19 protein-coding genes are annotated in these 25,868 nt (G+C 36.1%); 13 read left to right on the top strand and 6 right to left on the bottom strand.

The window, feature by feature from the left end; all coding sequences use genetic code 11:
• Window positions 1-37: 37 nt before the first annotated feature.
• Both C8E03_RS08930 and glmS read right to left on the bottom strand, forming a co-directional pair.
• Entirely contained in the window at window positions 38-691 is a 654-nt protein-coding gene (locus tag C8E03_RS08930) for a hypothetical protein (RefSeq protein WP_110290856.1), read from the bottom strand.
• 266 nt (window positions 692-957) lie between these two features.
• Window positions 958-2,775 (bottom strand): glutamine--fructose-6-phosphate transaminase (isomerizing), encoded by a 1,818-nt coding sequence (gene glmS, locus C8E03_RS08925; RefSeq protein ID WP_110290855.1) that lies wholly within the window; start codon window positions 2,773-2,775, stop codon window positions 958-960.
• Between the two features lie 435 nt (window positions 2,776-3,210).
• On the opposite strand from glmS, the gene C8E03_RS08920 reads away from it, so the two are divergent.
• Both C8E03_RS08920 and C8E03_RS08915 read left to right on the top strand, forming a co-directional pair.
• Window positions 3,211-4,344 carry a GGDEF domain-containing protein gene (locus tag C8E03_RS08920; RefSeq protein WP_110290854.1) on the top strand — a complete coding sequence of 378 codons (1,134 nt, stop codon included), beginning with the start codon at window positions 3,211-3,213 and terminating at the stop codon, window positions 4,342-4,344.
• Window positions 4,344-4,793, top strand: a complete 450-nt coding sequence (locus tag C8E03_RS08915) for a YaiI/YqxD family protein (protein WP_094378083.1) — start codon at window positions 4,344-4,346, stop codon at window positions 4,791-4,793. Before C8E03_RS08920 ends, C8E03_RS08915 begins: the two co-directional genes overlap by 1 nt.
• 7 nt (window positions 4,794-4,800) lie before the next feature.
• Here C8E03_RS08915 and C8E03_RS08910 read toward each other — a convergent pair whose 3' ends face one another.
• The 4 genes from C8E03_RS08910 to murC all read right to left on the bottom strand — a co-directional run bounded on the left by C8E03_RS08910 (window position 4,801) and on the right by murC (window position 9,922).
• A complete protein-coding gene (locus C8E03_RS08910) occupies window positions 4,801-5,994 on the bottom strand; it encodes a ribose-phosphate pyrophosphokinase (protein ID WP_094378082.1) in 1,194 nt (397 codons plus the stop codon).
• A gap of 141 nt (window positions 5,995-6,135) precedes the next feature.
• Window positions 6,136-7,116 carry an ATP-binding protein gene (locus C8E03_RS08905; protein WP_094378081.1) on the bottom strand — a complete coding sequence of 327 codons (981 nt, stop codon included), beginning with the start codon at window positions 7,114-7,116 and terminating at the stop codon, window positions 6,136-6,138.
• Window positions 7,117-7,152: 36 nt separating this feature from the next.
• On the bottom strand, window positions 7,153-8,232 hold the full coding sequence (locus tag C8E03_RS08900) for a DnaD domain protein (RefSeq protein ID WP_110290853.1): 1,080 nt from the start codon (window positions 8,230-8,232) through the stop codon (window positions 7,153-7,155).
• Between the two features lie 310 nt (window positions 8,233-8,542).
• Window positions 8,543-9,922 carry a UDP-N-acetylmuramate--L-alanine ligase gene (murC, locus tag C8E03_RS08895; RefSeq protein WP_110290852.1) on the bottom strand — a complete coding sequence of 460 codons (1,380 nt, stop codon included), beginning with the start codon at window positions 9,920-9,922 and terminating at the stop codon, window positions 8,543-8,545.
• A gap of 302 nt (window positions 9,923-10,224) precedes the next feature.
• Here murC and C8E03_RS08890 point away from each other — a divergent pair, with 302 nt between their 5' ends.
• From C8E03_RS08890 to spoIIID, 11 genes are all read left to right on the top strand, one after another.
• Window positions 10,225-13,707, top strand: a complete 3,483-nt coding sequence (locus C8E03_RS08890) for a DNA polymerase III subunit alpha (RefSeq protein WP_110290851.1) — start codon at window positions 10,225-10,227, stop codon at window positions 13,705-13,707.
• Between the two features lie 70 nt (window positions 13,708-13,777).
• The gene (gene pfkA, locus C8E03_RS08885; RefSeq protein ID WP_094378077.1) at window positions 13,778-14,752 is read left to right on the top strand and encodes a 6-phosphofructokinase; all 975 of its coding nucleotides are present in this window, start codon (window positions 13,778-13,780) and stop codon (window positions 14,750-14,752) included.
• 282 nt (window positions 14,753-15,034) lie between these two features.
• Window positions 15,035-16,423 carry a TrkH family potassium uptake protein gene (locus C8E03_RS08880; protein WP_242993462.1) on the top strand — a complete coding sequence of 463 codons (1,389 nt, stop codon included), beginning with the start codon at window positions 15,035-15,037 and terminating at the stop codon, window positions 16,421-16,423.
• A 15-nt stretch (window positions 16,424-16,438) separates the two neighbouring features.
• On the top strand, window positions 16,439-17,092 hold the full coding sequence (locus tag C8E03_RS08875) for a potassium channel family protein (RefSeq protein WP_094378076.1): 654 nt from the start codon (window positions 16,439-16,441) through the stop codon (window positions 17,090-17,092).
• A gap of 10 nt (window positions 17,093-17,102) precedes the next feature.
• Window positions 17,103-17,882 (top strand): TrmH family RNA methyltransferase, encoded by a 780-nt coding sequence (locus C8E03_RS08870; RefSeq protein WP_094378075.1) that lies wholly within the window; start codon window positions 17,103-17,105, stop codon window positions 17,880-17,882.
• Window positions 17,883-18,078: 196 nt separating this feature from the next.
• Window positions 18,079-19,710, top strand: coding sequence for a cell wall hydrolase (locus tag C8E03_RS08865; RefSeq protein ID WP_170122955.1), 1,632 nt, complete (start codon window positions 18,079-18,081; stop codon window positions 19,708-19,710).
• Between the two features lie 369 nt (window positions 19,711-20,079).
• On the top strand, window positions 20,080-20,718 hold the full coding sequence (locus C8E03_RS08860) for a DUF4397 domain-containing protein (protein WP_110290849.1): 639 nt from the start codon (window positions 20,080-20,082) through the stop codon (window positions 20,716-20,718).
• A 361-nt stretch (window positions 20,719-21,079) separates the two neighbouring features.
• Window positions 21,080-22,552: a cardiolipin synthase gene (gene cls / locus C8E03_RS08855; protein ID WP_094378072.1), complete on the top strand. Its 1,473-nt coding sequence runs from the start codon at window positions 21,080-21,082 to the stop codon at window positions 22,550-22,552.
• A gap of 211 nt (window positions 22,553-22,763) precedes the next feature.
• A complete protein-coding gene (tig, locus tag C8E03_RS08850; protein WP_094378071.1) occupies window positions 22,764-23,780 on the top strand; it encodes a trigger factor in 1,017 nt (338 codons plus the stop codon).
• Window positions 23,781-24,113: 333 nt separating this feature from the next.
• Window positions 24,114-25,367: a cation:proton antiporter gene (locus C8E03_RS08845; protein WP_094378070.1), complete on the top strand. Its 1,254-nt coding sequence runs from the start codon at window positions 24,114-24,116 to the stop codon at window positions 25,365-25,367.
• Between the two features lie 122 nt (window positions 25,368-25,489).
• Window positions 25,490-25,756 carry a sporulation transcriptional regulator SpoIIID gene (spoIIID, locus tag C8E03_RS08840; RefSeq protein ID WP_094378069.1) on the top strand — a complete coding sequence of 89 codons (267 nt, stop codon included), beginning with the start codon at window positions 25,490-25,492 and terminating at the stop codon, window positions 25,754-25,756.
• Window positions 25,757-25,868: the final 112 nt, after the last annotated feature.

Here is a 25,868-nt window from a genome sequence, read left to right as displayed (position 1 = left end):
AGGTAATTATGTTATCGTCTTTGCTTGTTTGTTGATCCTAAGCTTCTGTTTCCTCTGTTGCGCCCAATGAGCTTAATAATTCACTTAAAGTGGTATCATTCAAAGGTTTGGTTTTTAATTGTTCAATAATAGCTGCCAATTCTTCATCTGTTAAGGAATAATCACTTTCAAGTGTGCTTACAGTATCTTCTACAGAGCTTTTTAAATCGGAAATTGTCTGATCTAAATCATCAACTGTAGGTATTCCAAGCGCAATTGCACCTTCGTTAAGCGCATTCGCAACTGTTTCGATGTTATCAGAATCCAACAAATCCTCAGGTGTAAGTCCAAGGCTTTGTAAAGTGTCAAGTACAGTACCCTCCTGACAATGCATTGTCTCAGAAATATTACTAATAATGGATTGAACAGAATCGGATACGGCCAATTCACTCTCCGTTGTTGAGTCAGTTGAATCAGTTGAATCCTCAGTGTCTGTCATTGATGCTGGTGGCATTGGAGGAGGTGTCATTGCAGTTAGAATATCATCGTAATTTGCATAGAGTATTTCGTCTTCTGAATTAGATGGAATATATGCGTCCATTCCATCCTCTGAATTAGTTGTAGAGGTTTCAACTTCTGTAGTTGAGTTTGTCGTAGAAGTAAGTTGTGCTTCCAGTAATTTGTTCAAATAGTATGAACTGTCAATTTTCATTTGTAATACCTTCCTTTCTTTTATAAGAAATAGTTTATGCCAGCGTAAAGTTCATGCTTTTCTGTCATTCCAAACATGAAATCGTCTCTTTGAAGTAAAATCAGTATCTTGATTTAAGGCCAACGATCTTGCTGACAACATCTTTATCGGTATAAAAAAAAGGAAGTTTATAGAAAAATTTAAAACGCACCAAACGTTCAGAAAACTGTCACACAACCATCACACGATAGAAAAAAGGACAGAATTAGTCTGTCCTTTCTACTGTATTATTCTACCGTTACTGATTTAGCCAAATTGCGAGGCTTATCAACGTCTAAGCCTTTATTGGCGCTAGTGTAATATGCAATCAGCTGCAGTACGACAGCTGATTCAAATACAGTAAACAAGTCGTCGGTTTTGGGTAAAGGTATGTGCAAATTACAAATAGAGCTGTCAGTAATGCTTTCATCACAGCTAAGCAAAATAACATAGGCTCCGCGCGCTTTTACTTCACGAATATTCGAAATTACTTTGCTATATACTTTCGTTTGTGTAGCAAGAGCAACGACGGGGGTGCCTTCACTGATTAAAGCAATGGTACCGTGCTTAAGCTCTCCTGCGGCATAGGCTTCGGCATGAATATAGGATATTTCCTTAAGTTTTAAGGCTCCCTCTAAGGAGAGTGTATAGTCGAGTCCTCTTCCAATAAAAAATGCATCTGTAGCACCTGTCAGATATTTGGCAACGGATTGAATCAATTCAGTATGTTCGAGTAAAAGTTTCACATTGTCAGTTACGTCTATTAGGTTTTTGATGAACTGATTTGCCTGAGTAACCGAATAGCAATCATTTACCAATGCCGCCTTACAGCCTAGTAAATATAATGCTGCTAATTGAACGGTATAGGCTTTTGTACTGGCCACTGCAATTTCAGGACCTGCATGTGTATATAAAACATAGTCACTTTCTCTTGCGATTGATGAACCTTTCACGTTTACGATAGAAATCGTTCTTCCATGCAGCCGTTTTGCCAAACGAAGTGCTTCTAGAGTATCGATTGTTTCTCCGGATTGCGATACCGTGATTACCAGAGTATTTTTATCAATCAAAGGCTCCTCATATCGAAACTCAGAGGCAATTGATACCGTAACGGGAACTCTTAAGAGAGGCTCAATCATAGTTTTGGCAACCATACCAGCATGCATAGCGGTGCCGCATGCCACAATACTTAACTTAGTACAGTTAAGAAAAAGAGAATTGGGAATAGAATCATCAGTAAAATCTGGCAGCATATTCTTAATTCTTGGCGCAATGGTTTTATGAATTGCATCAGGCTGCTCAAAGATTTCTTTCAGCATAAAATGTGGATAGCCATTTTTCATGGCTGCCTCAATATCCCAATTGACAGTAAGAATTTCAGGTAAAATGAATTTGCCATTAAGGTCTTGAATAGTAATGTCTGTTTTGCTAAGCGTAATGATGTGATACTCAGGAACGATAAAATACTCCTTAGAATAGGGAATAAGAGCAGTCAGGTCGGAAGCAATATAGGATCCACTCTTTGCCAAAGCTGCAACCAGAGGGCTGACATTACGAATAGAATAAATAAGACCCGGTTGGTCAGTAAACATAATGCAAAAAGCAAAGGAACCATTCAATTTACTAACGGTTTCTTTAATCGCTACTATTGGATCGCTCTCATACAAGGTGTCCAGCAGTGCTGCGACAACTTCTGTATCCGTTTCAGAAACAAGCTTATCGGCTAAATGATATTCTTCAATTATCTCATAATAATTTTCAATAATACCATTATGGATAAGCGATACCTTTCCGCACGTATGAGGATGAGCATTTTGCTTTGTAACGCCACCATGTGTTGCCCACCTTGTATGACCCACTCCACAACAAGAGTCAACTTCATCCAAACTGCAAAGATCAATCAAAGAAGCAACCCTTCCCGTACATTTATGAACGCTAATCTGATTATCTTTTGTTAACAATGCAATTCCCGCACTATCATAGCCCCTGTATTCTAATTGACTCAAGCCTTCTAAAAGTATATTTTGGGCATAATTATACCCTGTATAACCAATAATTCCGCACATAGTTTATCTCCTTTATATTAAATTATCAATGTTCATACATATTTTTATAATAAGATATGCATTATAATCCATATGTTAATCAGTTATAAGAAATTTGTGATACAGTTACCTGTAGTTTTATTCTTATATACGCAGCTGTTACTGCGAAAGAGCATCCGCCGAATGTTCGATTACTCTTTTCCTCGTTAACCTGCAACTAGAGCTGTCTCTGTTACGTACTTTGCAGGTGCATGGCGCTAAAGTATTTTACTTTTCGAAATCTATGTCCTCCTCTTCATAAACTATAAAATTTTATCACATATTTAAGCCTTTGGCAAATAAATTATGTTATAATAATTGACATTACTATGTAGAATGATAATTGTTATATTATTTAATCTATCAATTCGAGCAACACAATTAACTTGAATGTTCTTTTATAAAGAGGGTGAAGAGATGGAACTGTTCCAGAGAATTGATATTAATCTGATAGCGCTAGTAGTATTAGGTACGATTCGTAAGCTTGCTGATATCCGTTTGGAAAAAAATGATTCCATAAACAGATATTATATTAAAATTGTAGAAATCATTATGCTGCAGCTCATTTTTGAAACAACAAGTTGCGTCATTAACAGAAGAATGGAATTATGGCTCATACCAATTTCATACCTGTTGCATATAGCTTTGTTTTGTACCGGTGTCATATTGACCTTTCATGCATATATGCTGATATACAAATTGATTATTCCGAACCAAAGTTTTAGCAGAAATATTAAGATTATTTTGCAAATCCCCATGTTTATTTGTATTTTATTAGTTTTGCTTTCCCCTATTTATCATTTTATATATTATATCGATTCTAATAATGTGTATCATCGTGGAAATTATTTTATTATCTATGTCACAGTGACCTATTTTTATATACTGCTTATTTTGATTCTTGTTATTTTGTATCGAAGAAATTTAGGAGAAAGCGAATTTTCTTTATTTTTGATTTTTGGCTCTTTTCCAATTCTTGGTGGAATTATTCAAAGTATTTTTTATGGGACACTTTTGATGTGGAGCAGCACAGCCTTTGCACTTGTTGTGTTGTACTCCTATCTTCAGCAAAGAATGGTGCATTTAGATTATCTTACTGGTGTTTGGAGCAGAGGCTCCTTTGAATTTTATATAAAGAATCGGCTGCTACAAAAAGATATTGATAAAATAGGTGTGATATATTGTGATATTGATGGTTTAAAAGGAATTAACGACAATTATGGTCATTTAGAAGGAGATGCTGCGATTAAAGGAGTCACTCAAATTATTAAGAATGTCATTCGAAAAACAGATATCATCGTCCGCATGGGCGGAGATGAATTTATTGTTGTTCTGGAATGTGAGGATTCACAGATTCTTACGGTAACGCTTGAGCGAATTGAAAAAGCGTTTGAACAGTACAATGTTGCTTCAGATAAAAGGTATAAGTTGTCTTGTAGCTTTGGCTCTGATATATTAAATTCGAACTTTAAGGATATTGAACAATTTCTGCATCATGTAGACAGCTTAATGTATGCAAATAAAAAGTCGAAAAGGGAAAGGAATTCATAATGAAAATATTAGTAGATGCGGATGCATGCCCGGTCATTGCAATTATTGAAAAGGTGGCTAAGGAATACCAGGTTGCAGTCACATTATTCTGCGATACAAGTCATATTTTAAATAGTGACTATAGTGAAATTGTTACGGTCAGCAAGGGAGCAGATGCGGTTGATTTTATGATTATAAAAAGGGGTCAGAAAAAGGATATTGTTGTTACACAGGATTATGGAGTTGCTGCTATGGCACTGGGAAAAGGACTGTACGCGCTTCATCAAAGCGGAAAACGTTATACCAATGAAAACATTGATCAAATGATGTTTGAACGGCATCTTGCCAAGAAAGCGAGAAGAAGTTCTTCCCACTATCATGGCAAGGGGCCAAAAAAGAGAGCCAAAGAAGATGATGAGCATTTTGAAGAGAGCCTTAGAAAAGTGATGAATGAGCTTAACTTAATATAATTATCCTTTAATTATTTTTATCTGCCTGAGCTTTATTATATTTTACCATTACATTATGAATGCGTTCCACAGGGTTTAGCAGCTCACTGATGGAAGAATCATGATTAAGTGTATCGATAAGTAATGCAATATATTTACTTAAATCACAGTTTACATAATATGGCTTTTGTAATAACTCAGGAGTTTGATAGATAAGATTTGTGGTTAATACTCTGTCAATAATTCCATCCTCATAAGCTTTATCAAATTTATCTAAACCATTGGTAAATAATCCGAAGGTACAGGCAGCGAAAATCTTGCGTGCCTTTCTCTTTTTAAGCTGTGCAGCAACGTCTAAAATACTTTCTCCGGAGGAAATCATATCATCAATAATCACAACATCCTTACCCTCTACAGAGGCGCCTAAGAATTCATGAGCTACAATTGGGTTGCGCCCATTTACAATGGTAGAGTAATCACGTCGCTTATAGAACATACCCATGTCTACGCCAAGTACGTTAGCGAGATAAACAGCACGGCTCATACCCCCCTCATCAGGGCTGATAATCATTAAATGCTCACTGTCAAATTGTAAGTCTGGCTCACTTCTAAGTAGTCCCTTAATAAATTGATATGCAGGCTGAACTGTTTCAAAGCCATGTAAAGGAATTGCATTTTGTACTCTTGGGTCATGAGCATCAAAGGTAATAATGTTGTCTACACCCATATGAACTAGTTCCTGTAATGCAATTGCACAGTCAAGAGACTCTCTTGAGCTGCGTTTATGTTGACGGCTTTCATATAGAAATGGCATAATCACTGTAATTCTACGGGCTTTTCCACCTACTGCAGCAATGACGCGCTTTAAATCCTGATAATGATCATCTGGAGACATATGGTTGGTATGACCACTCAAGGAATAAGTAAGACTATAATTTGTTACATCCACTAAAAGATATAAATCATCTCCCCGAACGGATTCATTGATGATGCCTTTTGCTTCGCCCGAACCAAAACGAGGAACCTTAGCATCAATAATATAACTGTCTCGTTGATAACCAGAAAAAGCTAGAGTGGAATGGTCATCATTTTTTCTTTCGTTTCTCCACTTAATTAAATAATCATCGACTTTTTTACCGAGTGTCTTACACCCTTCCAAAGGTATAATTCCTAAAGAACCTACTGGAATAGTCTCAAAATTTTTTGTGTCGCGTTGCAACATAAAGCATTTACCTCCGTTGTACGTAGAAAGCCTATTTACAGGCTTTCACCTTTGTTTACCAGCTACATTTATATCACTTACAATTATGTTAGTCAAGAAATTACATGAAAAAATACAAAATGAGAGTTTCATCATTTTCATCTACATACGTTTCTTTTTTAGGCGAATATCCTCACCGACTAATTTAAGCATGGTATAGTTGCTTGAAATTCTTGAAAAGGTACGTTCTGAGTACGTGTCAACCAAACGGTTAATGGATAAATTCGTACTGATTATTGTGGATCGCTTTCTAAGAATTCGTTCATTTACACATAAAAATAATTGCGATGAAACAAATGAATTTGTTAATTCGGTTCCCAAATCATCTATTATCAAAAGATCGCAATCAAATATATATTGAACTACATCATCGTAGTTGGTATTGTATTCAAAGGTACTTTTAGCCAGTGCCTCAAATAGCTGGAAAGCAGAAAAGTATATAACAGAATGTGATGTGTCCATAAGCTCCTTTGCAATACAGTTAGAGATAAAAGTTTTCCCTACACCGGTATCACCATATAACAACAAATTGTTAAATTCACTGTCAAAACTATCTATAAAATGTCGTGCTTGTGTATATGCTCTTTTGGCAGCTGACAATGCAGTTAGTCCCGTTGCCTGATCCTGAAAATTTTCTGAATAGTATTGATATGTATAATGATTAAAATTTTCTGTCTGCAACATCTCTTTTAGATTAGAAGAAGTATAAAGCATTTCAATCGCAGCTTTTTTAAAGCAGTGGCATTTCAAATTACCAATATAGCCTGTGTCCTGACAGTCGGCACAGGTATAAACCGGAGCCAAATAATCAGCAGGAAATCCAAGATTTTCTAAAAGCTCAATGCGCTTTTGAGACAGCTTATCAATTTGGCTTTTTAAGTTATCAAGAACAGCTATTTCGCCATATAAGAGTTTTTTACCCTGTTCTACGCAAAGAGAAGCTATTTTACTGTCAATTAGCTCAAAATCAGGATTCAATGCATAGACTTCCTTGATTTTTAAATCCCAAAGACGTTTATTCTTCAATTGTGTTTGATTGTATTCACGCATCAGCGCGTCATACTGTGAATTTTTTAGTGCCATAGAAGGCCTCCTTGTGGTATATACAGTAATTCTATTCTATTTTATATTTAAAAGTTCTTTTTCGAGCTGCTGGTAATCATAGCTTCTCTGGTTAAAGTTATTAAATTTATTTTTTCCAATATTTACTTCTTTTGGTTTGTCACAAGCTTTCACTTTTTTATGTTCTTGATCCAATAACGTAATGTCGTTTATGTGTTTCACACCCTTATTGTGCCATTCCGTCAGTATTTTATCAGCGTATTCAAAGCTTGGCTGATGTGCCTGCTTCAGGGTTCTTGTACAGGCACTATGTATAATATCCAAAGTAAACGCATATTCATTGGTCCATTTATTAATGTAATTTACTTCAAATTCTACCGGTCTGTGGTTCTTAATTCCAAAGGCATTAAAAATAGTATTACAGTTTTTATTATACAGGTTAGTGGAGGCCTTTGCCTGACTTACTGTAGTAATTTCCTCTTCTGCCCAGGCCAGAGCAGTCTTTTTAATATAGTGCATGCTTTTGCTTCCCTTAGAAACACAATATTCAATCAGGTATTCAATCAAATCCAGAGAAAAATGCAATTCATCATAGAAAAATAGCAATGTATTAATGTCGGTTACACTTAAGGTTTTGCCAAGATAAGCTTCAGTTACAAATAAAATCTGCTTAATATCCGAGTTCTCCTGAAATTGTTTTATCTGATCGGCACTATAGGCGGGAATTTGTTTCCGCTCTTTTTCCGGCTGGGTATTGGAAGCTGAAATTTCTGCTGCAGCAAAAACAGAGGCTTGTACCACATTGACTTCATGTTCCTCATTAACGGGCTTCGATTCCTCAGTATTCGAATGATCAACAAAAGTAATTTCAGTCAGGATGTCATTGGTATAAGTAAGCTTCAAAAGCTTCATTTTTTCCCAATATTTTAAAGCACGTATGACATCTGTTTCTGTGTGGTTGAATTTGTCTGCAATGACAGAAATAGAAAGCTGCTTATTGTGACTGACGCACCTTAATAAATACAAGTAGACCTTAACAAATTCACCGTTAGCTTCTGACATGTATTCATCAATAAAGGCATTCGATACCATAGTAGCTCCTGATTTATTTCTAATGCGTAATGTTAAACTGTTCATCTTGACTCCTCCAATTACTGAAAACACAGTATATCCCTAATAAGTGAACTCATTATAGCATAGGTTTGCCAAAATGAGAACAGTTAATTTTAGCGTGAACCCTTGTAAATACAAGTAAAATCGACATTGTGGATAATGTGGATAATGTGGATAATCAAATTACATAATTCTTCAAAAATATGGTCAAACAGCGAAAATTAGGTATGAAAAGAAAAAAATGTTGAAATATAAATATAACATTATGTTAACAAAAGAATCCACATGTTAAAACAACAAAAAATGTTGATAAACATGTGGATAATGTGGATAACTATTTTCCTAGGAGCCTTTCCCCTACTTTTAATATGTCTCCGGCACCCATAGTTATCAACAGGTCACCGTGCATACAATTTTCTAATAAAAAGTTTTCAATTTCGTCAAAAGAGGGAAAATAATATGCGTCGCAGCCCAGCTTAATAAGCTCTTTCAGCAGGGTTTCAGAGGATATTCCCAAAGTATCGGTTTCTCGTGCTGCATAAATATCTGCCAGCACAATTTTGTCAGCTAAGGACAAAGCCTTTGCAAAATCACCGAGAAAAGCTTTCGTTCTTGTATAGGTATGCGGTTGAAATACACACCAGGTAGTTTTATGAGGATAGTTCTTAGCGGCATTTAAGGTAGCGGCAATTTCAGTCGGATGATGCGCATAATCATCTATAATTGTAACACCACCTATTTCCCCTTTGTATTCAAACCGCCTGTCTGTTCCTGAATATGCCATAATTCCTTTTTTGATCATGTCTGGTTCTATCAAAAGATTATCTGCTACTGCTATGGCAGCCAGAGAATTGTAAACGTTGTGAATTCCCGGTACATTAAGCGTTATATGTTCGGTAATTGCATTCTCTTTCACTAAATCAAAGGATGGATGTGCAAAAGCATCAAATTCAATATTAGCAGCACTGTAAGTATTACAAGCTGATTGACCATAAGTAATTACACTACAATTTAAATCTGCGGTAATTTCCTGCCAGTTATCGATATCACCATTGATTACTAGTGTTCCATTCTCGGGTAAATTATTTGCAAATTTCTTAAAGGAAGCACGAATGTCTGTAATGTCTTTAAAAAAATCCAAGTGATCTTCTTCTATATTAAGGATAACACTGATTTTAGGGTAAAAATTTAAAAAGCTATTTGTATATTCACAAGCTTCTGTGACAAATATCTCTGAGTTACCGACACGGATATTTCCGTTTATTGCCTTTAAGATACCACCTACTGAAATGGTTGGGTCAGCATCCTCTTGCAATAGAATCTGAGATATCATAGAGGTTGTAGTAGTTTTGCCATGGGTGCCGGATATGGCAATGGAATTTTCGTAATTGTTCATAATTTGTCCGAGAAGCTGTGCCCTTGTGAGAGTTGGAATATTTTTTCCAATGACTGCTTTGTATTCCAAATTATCTTCTCGTATGGCAGCGGTATAAACGACTAAATCAATATCATCTGTAATATTAGAAGCTCTTTGACCGATATAAATAATAGCTCCAAGGCTATCCAGATGCTTGGTCAGATCAGATGCCTTAGAATCGGAGCCTGATATTTTAAAATTTTCATTGAGTAAAATTTCTGCAAGACCGCTCATGCTGATACCGCCAATACCGATAAAATGAATCTTGATCGGTTTCTTAAAATCAATTTTATACATAATGCACTTCCTATTCTTAAAATAATAATATTCCATGATTTTTTCTAAGTCACAAAATATTTTATTATATATTTTATGTAATAGATTATAAACACTATGTAAGTGAAACGCAAGAAGTGAAACAGATTTATAAAAAAGATACACTGATGTGAAATTACAAATATGAAAATGTGTTGATTTTAAAAGGGGTATGAATTAAACTTAAGTTATATAAGTTTAGCGGATTGTGCAATCCGTTTTGAGGAAGAGGCAACATTAAGGGGCAGAAGAGGTTTATTTATAACAAAGGAGTAAGAAAAAGCATGAATTTTACACATTTGCATGTCCATACGGAATATAGTTTGTTGGATGGTTCGAATAAAATTAAAGAATATGTTAATCGGGTAAAAGAACTTGGAATGACCAGTGCAGCAATTACAGACCACGGCGTTATGTTCGGCGTTATTGACTTTTACCGTGCGGCAAAGGAGGCAGGAATCAATCCAATTCTTGGCTGCGAGGTATATGTTGCACCTAACTCTAGATTTGACCGAGAATTGGTAGGAGGAGAGGATCGCTATTATCATCTGGTTTTATTGGCAGAGAATAATATAGGTTATGATAATTTAATGAAAATTGTCTCAAAGGGTTTTATTGATGGCTTCTACTACAAACCTCGGGTGGATATGGAAGTATTGGTGGAATTTCATGAAGGAATTATTGCCCTTAGTGCCTGCCTGGCAGGTGAGGTGCAAAGATATATTACAAGGGGACTTTATGAAGAGGCCAAAAAGACGGCGCAGAAATACGAGAATGTCTTTGGCAAGGGAAATTTCTTTCTGGAATTACAAGATCACGGTATACCGGAGCAAAAAACGGTCAATCAGCAGCTTCTTAGAATGAGTAAGGAACTTAACATTGATTTGGTTGCTACAAATGATGTTCATTATACGTATCGTGAGGATGAGAAGCCTCATGATATATTGTTGTGTATTCAGACAGGTAAAAAATTAACAGATGAAAATCGTATGCGTTATGAGGGAGGACAATACTTTGTCAAATCACCGGAGGAAATGGAACAGCTCTTTCCCTATGCGAAAGAGGCATTGGAAAACACCTGCAAAATAGCAGAGCGCTGTCATGTAGAAATTGAATTTGGTGTAACGAAGCTTCCAAAATATGATGTACCGGATGGTTATACATCATGGGAGTATCTGAATAAGCTTTGTTTTGAAGGACTTAGTCAAAGATATTTAAAAATCAATGACGAATTAAAGGAACGATTAAACTATGAATTAGATGTTATTCATACAATGGGGTATGTAGATTATTTCCTAATTGTATGGGACTTTATAAAGTATTCAAGGGATCATGACATTATCGTGGGGCCAGGAAGAGGTTCTGCAGCAGGAAGTATTGTAGCCTATTGTCTTGGAATTACCAATATTGATCCGATTCACTATAATCTGCTGTTTGAGCGATTTCTAAATCCAGAGCGTGTTTCCATGCCTGATATTGATATTGATTTTTGTTACGAAAGACGGCAGGAAGTCATAGACCATGTTGTGGAGCAATATGGAAAGGATCGGGTGGTACAGATTGTAACCTTTGGTACGATGGCAGCAAGAGGTGTTATTCGTGATGTGGGACGAGTGATGGATTTACCGTATGCATTTGTAGATTCTATTTCTAAGATGATTCCAACAGAGCTTGGAATTACAATTGAAAAAGCGCTCAAAGGAAACCCAGAGCTTAGAAAGTTATATGAAGAGAATGAACAGGTCAAATATTTAATTGATATGTCAAAACGATTGGAAGGATTACCAAGACATACCTCGATGCATGCAGCAGGAGTAGTAATCAGCCAAAAGCCGGTCGATGAATATGTACCACTTTCCAGAGCATCAGATGGATCGATTACAACACAGTTTACAATGACAACTCTTGAGGAGCTTGGTCTTTTGAAAATGGACTTTTTGGGACTTAGGACGCTTACCGTGATTCAAAATGCCTGCAAGATTATAAAGAACACTCGAGGCATTGATCTTGATATGGATCATCTGGACTTTAAAGACAAGCAAGTATTTGATTCAATTTGTACGGGTAAAACAGAAGGTTTGTTTCAGTTGGAAAGCTCGGGTATGAAAGGCTTTATGAAAGAATTAAAGCCACAAAATCTGGAGGATATTATAGCAGGTATTTCACTTTACAGACCTGGTCCCATGGATTTTATCCCACAGTATATTCGTGGTAAGAAAAATGCAGGCTCTATTACCTATGACTGTCCACAGCTTGAGCCAATTTTAGCGCCGACTTACGGCTGTATTGTATATCAGGAGCAGGTTATGCAAATCGTGCGTGATTTGGCAGGCTATACGCTGGGGCGAAGCGATTTGCTTCGTAGAGCTATGTCTAAGAAAAAAGCATCTGTTATGGAAAAGGAACGCCAAAACTTTGTTTATGGAAATGAAGCAGAGGGTGTAAAAGGCTGTATTGCAAACGGAATTGATGAAATAATTGCAAATAAAATTTATGATAATATGATTGATTTTGCTAAATATGCTTTTAACCGGTCACATGCAGCATGTTATGGTGTCGTAGCCTATCAGACAGCCTATTTAAAACATTATTATCCGGTAGAATTTATGGCGGCGCTGATGACATCGGTTCTTGATAATACCAGTAAGGTATCGGAATATATTTTGGCATGCAGGGGTATGAATATTTCGATATTGCCACCCGATATCAATGAGGGAGAAGGGGATTTTTCTGTTTCAGGTAATTCCATTCGCTATGGTTTGTCTGCAATTAAGAGTATTGGACGTCCTGTCATTGATTCCATTGTAACTGAGCGTAATGAAAGAGGCAGATTTAAGGATTTAAGAGATTTCATTACAAGACTTTCAGGAAAAGAGGTAAATAAAAGAACCATTGAAAGCTTTATTAAGGCAGGGGCTTTGGACAGCCTTGGTGGAACGAGACGTCAGCTTATGATGATTTATGTTCAGATATTAGAGCAAATTAGTCAGGATAAGAAAAATGCTGTAGTAGGGCAGATGACTTTGTTTGATATGGTCAGTGAAGAGGAGAAGGAGCAGTACGAAATTAAGCTTCCCGATGTGGGAGAATATGACAAGGAGACACTTCTTGCTTTTGAAAAGGAAGTAATGGGAATTTATATAAGCGGTCATCCTATGGAAGAATATGAGGATATTTGGAGAAAAAACGTAACTGCTTTTACAACTGACTTCCTATTGGATGAGGAAACCAATATGATTCAAGTGGATGACGGTAAAACAGTAGTCATAGGAGGAATGATAACAGGTAGAACGATAAAGCATACCAAAAATGACAAAATGATGGCATTTATAACGATTGAAGATTTGGTAGGAAGTGTTGAGGTTGTTATTTTTCCAAGAGATTATGAAAGAAATTCTTCTAGTATAGTAGTAGATAACAAGGTATTTGTTAAAGGAAAGGTTAATGCAGAGGACGATCGGGCAGGAAAGGTAATATGCGAGAAAATTATTCCGTTTGAAAGTATTGATAAGGAGGTATGGATAAAATTTCAGAATAAAGAATTATTTCTTGCCGATGAAGAGAAACTATATGATATGATTAAAGAATCCGACGGAAATGACACAATTGTAATTTATATTGAGGATATTAAGGCTATAAAACGATTGTCACCATCAAAAAATATTAAAGCTGACAAAACTATAGTTAGTAAATTAGCTAAATATTTTGGTGAAAATAATGTAAAAGTTGTAGAAAAGAATATTGAAAACCTTACTAAAATGAATTAGAATAATATTAAAATGTTAATTTATTGGCAAAGATTTAACATAGAACTGTTACGATACGGGAGGTATTAAAATGGCAAAAGAAATCAAGACGATTGGTGTGTTAACAAGTGGCGGCGATGCACCTGGTATGAATGCTGCGATTAGAGCAATTGTCAGAAAATCGCTTTCAAATGGGATAAAGGTAAAAGGAATTAAAAAAGGTTTTAATGGTCTTTTAAATGAAGAAATTGTCGATATGGATGCCAGAAGTGTTTCGGATACGATTCAAAGAGGTGGTACAGTTCTTTATACTGCAAGATGTACAGAATTCAGAACTTTAGAAGGTCAGCAAAAGGGTGCTGAAATCTGCAGGAAGCATGGAATCGACGGACTTGTTGTAATTGGAGGGGACGGCTCCTTTGCTGGAGCGCAAAAGCTTTCAGCTCTTGGTATTAATACAATTGGCGTTCCTGGAACGATTGATCTTGATATTGCGTGTACCGATTATACGATAGGCTTTGATACAGCAGTAAATACTGCAATGGAAGCAATTGACAAGGTACGTGATACCTCCACCTCTCATGAAAGGTGCAGTATCATTGAGGTTATGGGTAGAAATGCCGGTTATATTGCATTATGGTGTGGAATTGCAAACGGTGCAGAGGATATTTTACTGCCAGAGAAGTATAACCATGATGAGCAGCAGCTTATCAACAACATCATTAATAATAGAAAGAAAGGTAAAAAGCATCATATCGTTATTAATGCGGAAGGGATCGGACACTCGGAAGCAATGGCAAGAAGAATTGAAGCAGCAACCGGAATTGAAACAAGAGCTACAATATTAGGACATATGCAGCGTGGTGGAAGTCCGACCTGCCGTGACAGGGTGTATGCCTCTATTATGGGAGCCTATGCAGCCGATTTATTAGCTCAGGGAAAATCAAACCGTGTAGTGGGATATAAAAATGGAGCTTATGTTGACTTTGATATTGATGAAGCGCTGGCAATGCAAAAGGGAATTAATGATTATGAATTTACGGTAAGCAGATTGCTTGCTATGTAGTAAATAAAAGGTATATTTATCCAAGAGTTTTAGTGATATGTGATAGAGACATAGGAAAATTTATTTCCTGTGTCTCTTTTGCATAGAATAGTTTAGAAGAGACAGGCTCATTATTGTGCACTTTTGCGGTGAGTAGACTTACATTTTGTGGTGCATATTGCGTAGATAAAATAAAAAAAATAAGCGTTGTTGTATCATTATTACTATAGTAATTTAAAAAGATATGTCATATAATTGACTGCATATCAAAGTCACTATTTTTAGACAGGAAGGCGAAGCATCGTGTTAGAGAAAGAAAAAATAAAAAAAGAACATAAATTTAATACTACACAATTGGTTGCATTGGGTTTTTTTGGAGTAATTATGTCTGGAGCGGTACTTCTTACACTGCCAATATCAGCAAGCCCTGGTAATAAGACCAACTTTATTGATGCATTATTTACTGCTGCTACCTCGGTATGTGTAACAGGTCTTACAACAGTGAGTACTGCCAATCACTGGAGTATATTTGGAAAGGTTGTTATTCTTATTCTGATACAGCTTGGTGGATTAGGAGTAGTAACTTGTGTAACCTTGTTCTTAGTGATGGCGAACAGAAGAATCACACTGAATGAAAGAATCATTATCCGTGAATCCTATGGTCTGGATACAATGGAGGGCATGGTAAAATTAATCAAGCGGATTGTAAAAGGTACTCTTTTTGTAGAAGCAATGGGAGCAATTTTATACAGTATACAGTTTATACCTGAATTTGGACCTCTTCTGGGTATATGGCGTGCTGTTTTCAATTCGGTTTCAGCTTTTTGTAATGCGGGTATGGATATTTTGGGAGACAGCAGTCTTTCAGAATATCGTGGTAATTTATTGGTAAATTTTACAACCATGACTCTTATTATATTTGGAGGTATTGGTTTTACAGTATGGTGGGATGTGCTTCATGTTACGAAAGAAGTATTACATAAAAACATTAGAAAGAAGCTATTTTTTGAAAGTTTGACATTGCATTCAAAGCTGGCAATTTCAATGACTATTTATTTACTTGTAACCGGATGCTTCATTATTTTCATATTTGAATATAATAACCCACTGACGATGAAAGATTTATCTTTTGGAGATAAGTTGTTGGCGTCCATGTTTCAGTCAGTCACAACCAGAACTGCAGGATTTTTTACCATTTCTCAGGAGAAGTTTACCAATGCTTCTGCTATGATAAGTATGATTCTTATGTTTATCGGAGGTTCGCCTGCAGGAACAGCAGGAGGTATGAAAACAACAACCATTGCTATGATTATTTTGACCACAATATCTTATGTGAAAAGCCGAAATGATACAGAGGTTTATAAAAGAAAAATTGCTTCTGACAATGTTCGTATGGGTCTTGTAGTGGTTACTTTAGGAATCATAGTACTGCTTACCTCGGTCACCTTGATGTGTGCCGTAGAGGATGCACCATTTATTGATATTATCTATGAGCTGACCTCAGCCTTGGGCACAGTTGGATTAAGCAGAAGTTTAACACCAACGCTTTCAACATTAGGAAAGATTATTGTAATAGTAGTAATGTATATTGGCAGGATTGGACCGATTACATTAGTGGTGGCTCTGGCAAACAGAAGAAACACTATGAGTAAAGGAATAGATTTTCCTGAAAAAAGGATTATGATAGGATAAGGAGAGAATAAAGAAATGCTTATGAAAGAATTTGCCGTATTCGGCCTTGGAGAATTTGGAAAGAGTGTAGCACTTACATTAGCTAAAAATGGTTGTGAGGTGCTGGTTGTTGATAATGATAGTGAGAAAATCAAAGAAATAGCGGATTCTGTTACCTATGCAGTAACAGCAGATGTTACAGACTATAACGTGTTAAAATCTCTGGGAATCAGAAATTTAGACGGAGTCATTGTTGCGATAGCGGAGAGTTTGGAATCCAGTGTGATGGCAACTATTTTTGCCAAAGAGCTTGGAGTTCCATATGTATTGGCGAAGGCCTATACTGAAGTTCATGCAACGGTATTAAAAAAAGTTGGGGCAGATGCTATCGCATTTCCTGAGAAAGAGATGGGTACCAGAATTGCCAAAAATCTAGTATCAGGTAATTTTGCAGACTTTATCGAATTATCTTCTAAATTTAGTATGGTTGAAATGAAAGTGCCGGAATCATGGGAGGGAAAGACGCTTCGAGAGATTAATCCAAGAGATAAGCTGGGTGTGAATGTAATTGCCGTAAAATTGGACGAAGACGTAAATGTTAATCCAAATCCAGATTCACCTTTCATGACAAATCAAACCTTGATTATTGTTGGTGATAATACCATGCTGGAAAGATTATGTAAGAAGTAAGAGGAAGATTATGATAACAAGCATAAATAATAAGCAGATTAAGAATATTATTCAACTGAATAAGAAATCAAAGGCAAGAAAAGAAAATGATTTGTTTGTTGTAGAAGGCCTTAAAATGTTTCTGGAAGCCCCTAGAGAATATATCATGCAGGTATATGTATCGGAAACATTTATAAATAAAGAGGATAATAAAGCGCTTTTGGGGAATATTAATTATGAAGTCCTAGAAGATCAGGTGTTTTTGGCTGCTTCTGATACAAAAACACCACAAGGAATTATGTGTATTATGAAGCAATTTCATTATCACCCAATGGATATCATAAATCAGGACAAGCCGCATATAATTATATTAGAGGATTTGCAAGATCCCGGTAATTTGGGAACTATAATGAGGGCTGGAGAGGGTGCAGGAATATCAGGTGTTATATTAAGCAGTAATAGTGTGGATATTTATAATCCAAAAACCATTCGCTCTACAATGGGTTCCATTTATCGTGTACCTTTTGTCTATGTTGATGATTTAATAAATATTTTAGAAGTTTTGAAAAAAAATAATATTTTTACTTATGCTGCTCATTTAAAACAGAGTAAGGATTATGTAAAGCTTGATTATATAAGGCCAACTGCGTTTATGATAGGAAATGAAGGCAAGGGTCTTAGTGATGAAATATCTGCAAGGGCAGATGCTTTTATAAAAATACCAATGCTTGGAAAGGTGGAGTCACTAAATGCCGCAGTTGCTTCTTCCATTTTGATGTATGAAGTTTTCAGACAGCGTCGAAATTTGTAGAATAATTGAAAAATAGTTTACTTGACAAATAAAAGTAATTCTGTTACAATAACTCCGTAATAAAAGTTAATAATTCTGTAATAATTGTAATAGAAATGCATTACTTATGAAAGCAATTCTAAATATTTAAAATATTGTTACAGTATTGCAATAGTTGAATGTCAGTATGAGTTCAATTGTAACTTGGGAGGTATACATGAAGTTAGGAAACAGAAAGGTAGTTATCGGCGGTCTGACAGCAGTAGCGTTTACGTCGTTGACAGCATTTACTAATGTAACACCAGATACTACATCTGATACAAATCCTATAAGTGCGACACCATCAGTTATATATCAGAATATAGCATTGGCAGAATGTGGCGGAATTTCTAATTTTGCATCATTGTTTATGCCGGGTCAAGTGAAAACAACACTTGATGCTATTACTACAGAGGCTACATTAGGCGGTAGTAAAATTCCAGTAAATGCACAGGCAGGTATTGCCAAATTATTTACACAGAACATAACAATGGATTCCCTCGGAACCGTTGCTGAGGACAGTACAATATTAAGCAAAGAAGATTTGAATAATAATAATGTTGGTGAAGTAGCAGATGTTGCAGGTGAAAAACAGGAAGCCACAGATGAGGCAGATGATACACAGGAAGTTACGGATGCAGCTTTGGAAGTAACAGATGATGTGCAGGAAGCCACAGATGATGTGCAGGAAGCCACAGATGATGTGCAGGAAGCCACAGATACAACGCAAGAAGCTACGGATTCGGGTTTTGTATCCACTGATACAGTTACAGACAGTGAAGAAAAGGATGAGAATTCTGAAAGTCAGCAAACTGTTGAGGCAGATTCGGATGAGACAACTGAGGATGCCAAAGCTAAAGAAGCACAGACCGACACAAATCAAGATCAGACAGATGCAGATACAAAAACTGAGGACAATGAGGCACAAGCCCAAACAAAGAAGGCTGAGGATTCAGAATGGTCGGATAAGGTTATGGCAAATGTGGAGGAATCGGTAAATATTCGCGCAGAAGCAAACGAAGAGTCTGAAATTGTTGGTAAGTTTTATAAGGGTGCTGAAGCTAATATCCTTGAAAAAGGAGAGGAATGGACAAAGATTAGTTCAGGCTCTGTGGAAGAAGGATATGTAAAGAATGAGTATTTGGCATTTGGTGATGATGCTGAAGCTTTAGCAGAACAAGATGGTCAGTTAGTAGCAACTGTAAATACAGATGCATTAAGAATAAGAAGTGAGGCTAGTGAGGGAGCATCCGTTTTAGATTTAGCAGAGAACGGTGAGGAGCTTACAGCGGTGGAAGAGGAAGGCGACTGGGTGGAAATTCAGTATACGCAGGACTCTAAAGGGTTCGTCTCCAGTCAGTTTGTTACAGTAGATTATATGCTTGGAAAAGCATTGACAATAGAAGAAGAAGAAGCAATGAAAGCGGAGCAAAAAAGGAAAGAAGCTGAAGCCAGACAGGCTGAGATAGCGGCAAGCGAAGATGCTGCATTGTTAGCAGCAGTTGTTCGGATGGAAGCTGGCGGAGAATCGTACGAGGGTAAGTTGGCAGTAGCCAGTGTTGTTGTAAACCGTATGAAGAGCGGCGGATATCCAAATACAGTAAGTGGTGTTGTTTATCAAAGTGGACAATTTCCGGGAGCATCCAATGGCACATTGGCGAATTTAATAGCAAACGGTGTTGGCGGCGATTGCAAAAAAGCTGCAGTAGAGGCTTTATCAGGTCTTACCAATGTTGATTATATGCATTTTAATTCTGTATCAAGAATTGGAGCAAACGGTTATGTAATTGGTAATCATTGTTTTTATTAATATAATTATATTAGGAATCTGTATTAGCAGGTTCCTTTTTTAGTTTGCGCGCCATGGGCGCGCTCTAACGGGTGCAAGTACCGAACATGCCCGGGTAGTGGGAAATGTATAGCTGAACAGCAAGGATGTCCATCGCGAAGTGGAATCTGAAGGAAGTTGTAGGCAAACTTCTGGTCCGACAACACAAATCGCATATAAGGCTAGGCATCGAGAGATAAGTTAGCTAAAAGAACTATGAAATAAAGACACAATGCGCACGATTGTAAGAAGAAAGCAGATATTTTCTTATTATTTGGTTCAATATAAATAACCAAAATTTTTTTCAATGCATATAGTATGATATGATTAAAGATGAGGTAAAAATATTTCATGAACAAAAATAATTCTTATAATTTTCAACAGTATTTGCAGGATGAGGAATCTATGGGATTTGTCCGTGTGCTACATGCGGTTCCTAATGCACCAAATGTAGATGTGTATGCAAATGATACATTAATATTTGACAATGTTGCTTACGCAGATGTTACACAATATATGCCAATTCCTGAAGGAAGGTATAAAATTACGATATATGTGACGGATACAAAAAATTCACCTATATTAAGTAATATGTTAACGGTCAATGCGGGTACTTATTTAACAGTTGGTGCAGTGGGTATGCTAGACAGTATTGGATTGGTTGGAATTGTGGATGCAGACATGATGTCGATGCCAAGCAGGGCGATGGTACGATTTGCACATTTATCACCGAATGCACCTGCAGTAGACATTACGCTGTCAAATGGAACTGTTATTTTTGATGATATTTCTTTTAAGGAAATTACTTCTTACCTTGATATGCTTCCTATGACATACTCATTGCAGGTTAGAGTGTCGGGTACGGATCAGATTGTTCTAACCATTCCAGATATTGAGACAGAAGCAGGAAAATTTTATACCATATATGCAATTGGACTTGTAGAGGCTGAACCATTACTGGAAGCGTTAATATTATCAGATGGAAAATAGCATTCAATTCACAGGGTGCGGATTAAATTCGGCACCTTGTGAAATTTTTGTTGTTTCATAGGAAAGACCTTGTTGTGGTAACGTATAAAAGTGTTGAATCCTATGAAATAAAAACACAATGCGCACGAATGAAAGTAAGAATGTCACTGCGTGACTGCATTCGGCGCGGCAAAGAAGTTAGTCCCATGAGTAGGGATTAGGGATCTGATACGGACTTGTCCGATTTGTTATTTTGACCATATGTAATAGAGTGTGATATAATACAATTTATTAACAAAACAGAATGTAAAACACAGGAAAAAGTATGTTTGCACTTCTTAAAAACGTCTTACATATTTAAACTATGAGTGAGGAATAAGTTATGGAAATAGCATTGCAATCATTAATGGTGACAGAGAATTTTGTCATGGATAACATATTTTATATCAATTTAATATTGTCAGTTGTAATCGTTTTCTTTCAGCGCAAAGATCCTAAATCTGTCTGGGCATGGCTATTAGTCATGTATTTTATCCCTATTGTTGGATTTATCATGTATATGCTGGTTGGACAGGATTTGTATAAACGGAGAATGTTTCGTACAAAGGAAATTGCGGATGAGCTAAATTCCTCAATTCGAAAGCAAGAAGAGAGAATTTTTAAAAATGAATTTAAGGCTAAGGATAGAGAAATTAATGAGTTCTCTGATTTGATTTTGTATAATCTGGAGAGTGCGGATGCAGTTTACACAGATGATAATGATGTCGAAATTTACACAAATGGTAATGATAAATTTGATGCAATGATAGAAGAAATTAATCAGGCAGAAAAATATATTCATGTACAATATTATATTATTAAGAGTGATGAGGTATTTGACCGAATCATGGAAGCACTGATTAGAAAAGCAAACGAAGGCGTAGAGGTTAGAGTCCTTTACGATAGTATGGGTTGTAGAAACTTAAAGAGAAGTGATGTAAAAAAGCTTAGAGAAAATGGAATTATGACGGCTGAATTTTTTCCAGCCTTTTTAAGAAGATTTCACTTAAGAATTAATTACCGTAATCATAGAAAAATTGTGGTTATCGATGGTAAAACCGCTTTTTTGGGTGGATTTAATGTGGGTAAAGAATACATTGGTAAGGACACCAAATTTGGAAACTGGAGAGATACACATCTTAAAATTTCAGGCAGTGCAGTCACTTCACTCGGAATAAGGTTCATTTTAGACTGGAATTATGCGGCTAAGGAAAATCTTTTTAAAACCGACAAATATTTTGAAACTAAATTAAAGGAGACAAGAGGAAATAACGGAATACAAATTATATCCAGCGGTCCCGATTCAATCAGTCAAAATATAAGAAATAATTATGTCCGAATGATCAATAAGGCCAAAAACAATATTTATATTCAATCTCCATATTTTATTCCGGATGATGTTGTTCTTGATTCACTTAAAATAGCTTCTATGTCCGGTATTGATGTAAGGGTTATGATACCTTGTATGCCGGATCATCCTTTCGTTTATTGGGCGACCTATTCTTATATGAGTGACTTGCTTAGCGTAGGAGCAAAATGCTATACGTATGATGATGGTTTTTTGCATGCCAAAGGTATGGTAATTGATGGAAAGGTAGCATGTTATGGAACAGCAAATATGGATATTAGAAGCTTTAAGCTGAATTTTGAAGTTAATGCAACGATATATAGTATGGAGACAGCGGCAAAGCTTGAAAATATATTTATGTCGGATTTGGCAAAGTCTACACAAATCACACCATATATTTATGCTAACAGGCCATTAGTTATCCGCATTAAGGAACAGGTTTCCAGACTATTATCACCACTTTTGTAGAAATAGTAAAACAAAAGAAGATTATGGATGAATAATGAAGTGAGTATTTATATAAAATAAAGTATGTTACTAAAAACCACTAAAAAAATAGACAAAATTATCTATTTTAGAAGGAAATTCCCTATTTTACTTTCATTTTCGCCTAATATGTGTTATAAACAAAGAGGTGTATAATTTTAAGAAGGGAAAAAGGAGAAGAAGGGAAGAAACAATGAGAAGAAATTTTAAATTAGCAGCTATACTACTTAGTACAGCAATCTTGGCTGTTGGGTGTAAGAGCAGCGAAAATGATTACAGCAAATACGTGACACTTGGAAATTACAAAGGAATTGAAGTGACAAAGCAAACCGTAGAGGTAACGGATGAAGATGTAGAGGCACAGATTCAGTCAGTTTTATCTCAAAATGCAACAACACAAGAAATTACAGACAGAGATACGGTTGAAGAAGGTGATGTTGCAAACATTGATTATGAAGGTCTCTTGGATGGTGTGGCATTTGAAGGTGGTACTGCGCAGGGACAGGATTTAACAATTGGTTCGGGAACGTTTGTTCCGGGATTTGAAGATCAGTTGATTGGTGCAAAGGTTGGTGATTCACTAAGCATTAATGTTACATTTCCTGAGGAATATCAGTCAGAGGATCTAGCTGGAAAAGATGTCGTTTTTAATGTTACAATTAATTCAATTAACATGAGTGTATCACCAGAGCTTACAGATGAATTTGTTCAGGGAATATCCGAAAGTCAGACAGTAGATGAATACAGACAAAGTGTTTTGGAGGATTTGACCAAAAGCAAAGAAGAAGAGGCTAAGTATACTAAGCAAAGCGATATATGGACAGCCATCAAGGATAACTGTGAGATTAAAGGGTATCCACAGGAATTAGTAGACAAATATAAAGAACAGATCACAACTAATTATGGAAGCTATGCAGAACAGTCAGGCGTTGAATTAGATGAAATGATGACTAATTATTTTGGAAAATCAGTAGAAGAGTATGCGAAAGATATAGCGGCAGAAGAAATGATTTTCAAAATGATTGTGCAGGATGCGGACTTGAAAGTAACAGACGAAGAATTTAATGAAAAAGCGAGTGAGCTGGCAACAAATTACGGCTACGAATCAGCAGATGCTTTCATTGAGGCTTATGGTAAAGAAGAATTAGAGGATTTGGTTCTTTGGGATGTAATGATGAATTACTTAACCGAGAATGCAGTAGAAGTATAATACATGTAAAAGTGAAAGAATTATAATAATTGCTGAAAAATGGCTCTATATCAAAAGTGGGGATGGAATTCACTGAATTCCTAACCATAATTGATATTAGAGCTGTTTTATTTCATAGGAAAGACCTTGCTATGGTAACGTAAAAAGTTTGATTCCTATGAAATAAAAACACAATGCGCACGAATGCAAGTGGAAAATGTTACTGCGTAACAGCATTCGGCGCGGCAAAGTGATCAAGTCCCTCATGAGTGAGGGATTAGGGAGCTGATGCGGACTTGTCCGCTTTGTTCTATTAATTGATAGAGGAGTATATGAATAGGGGATGAATTAATAATGGAATATAAATATTTATTAGATCTTGCGGTTATATTATTGTCTACAAAGGTATTAGGATTAATTACAAAGAAGGTTCAAATGCCGCAAGTGGTGGGAGCGCTGTTGGCAGGAGTTATACTTGGACCTGCCTTACTTGGTGTTTTGGATGAAACAAGCTTTCTGCATGAAATAGCCGAAATAGGCGTCATTGTTTTGATGTTTGGAGCCGGTATGGAAACAGATATTAAGGAGTTAAAGGCAAGTGGAAGAGCATCATTTGTAATTGCATTATGTGGGGTTATAATTCCATTGATTGGAGGTTTTGGAATTTCATATGTATTTAACAGACCGTCCTTGATTGTATCAGATGCGACAGCATCAAGCTTTTTACAAAATGTTTTTATTGGTGTTATTTTAACAGCAACTTCTGTAAGCATTACAGTAGAAACATTAAAGGAGCTTGGCAAATTGAAAACGAAGTCTGGAAATGCCATTTTAGGAGCAGCAATCATTGATGATATACTTGGTATTATTGCTCTTACAATTGTAACAGGTATGGCTGATTCTTCAGTAAACATTTTAATTGTTTTATTAAAAGTAGCTGGATTTTTTGTTTTTTCAGGAATTATTGGATTTATCTTTTATAAGCTGTATAAAAAATGGACAGAAAGCACAAATCAGGGCTTACATCGTCATGCTATCATAGCATTTGTATTTTGTCTTACTATGGCTTACTTATCTGAGTCATGGTTTGGGGTAGCCGATATAACGGGAGCGTTTATTGCAGGTTTAATTATTTCTAATGTTGATAAATCAACCTTTGTTCAGGCTAAGGTAGACACACTTTCTTATATGCTGTTATCACCTGTATTTTTTGCCTGCATTGGTTTGAAAGTTGCGCTGCCAAATATGTCAAATATTATCATACTATATGCAGTTTTGTTGGTTATTGTTGCAATATTGACTAAAGTTTTAGGATGTGGACTTGGTGCTAAGTTATGTGGATATCAAAATTATCAGGCCAAACGAATCGGCGTAGGTATGATTTCTCGAGGTGAGGTAGCGCTTATTGTTGCCAGCAAAGGCTCAGAGCTAGGCTTGATTGGAAGTGTTGTATTGGGACCAGTTGTACTTGTTGTAGTAATTACGACGATTATTACACCGATTCTTTTAAAAATTGTATTTAAGAAAAAGCCAGAGCAACCTGTTACAAAGGAAAAAGAGGTAACCAGCTTTTATGAACAGGCAGATAAAATACGTGGGGAAAAATAAAAATTATTTATTGTAAATTGTATGAAATAGTTTGGAAGTTATCTGAATATCTGTATGAAGTCTGGAATAATTAAATTTCTAAAAGCATACATTGTAAAAATAATACATGTGTGGGAAGTTTAATGAAAGGATATATTGAAGAAAGAGCAGTAGATATAGCAAATTACATTATTAGTAATAATGCAACCGTAAGACAAACCGCAAAGCAATTTAGTATTAGTAAATCTACCGTACATAAGGATGTAACCGAAAGATTAGTCAATATTAATCCTGCTTTAGCAAAACAGGCTAGAAAAGTTCTAGACATTAATAAGTCAGAACGTCACATAAGAGGTGGAATGGCAACGAAAGAGAAGTACTTACACCAAAACTTTAATAAAAGCTATTAAGGCGTTTCGATAAGATAGACGAACAGAAGATTCATTGCAAATGGGAATGCTTGCAAAAACATTATGTTTTTTACAAAGCCACACTTTGTATGCAATATCCAAATTGCATGAC

This window comes from Lachnotalea glycerini (assembly GCF_003201285.1).
GTDB lineage: Bacteria > Bacillota > Clostridia > Lachnospirales > Lachnospiraceae > Lachnotalea > Lachnotalea glycerini.
This window is presented reverse-complemented; position numbering and strand designations above follow the sequence as displayed.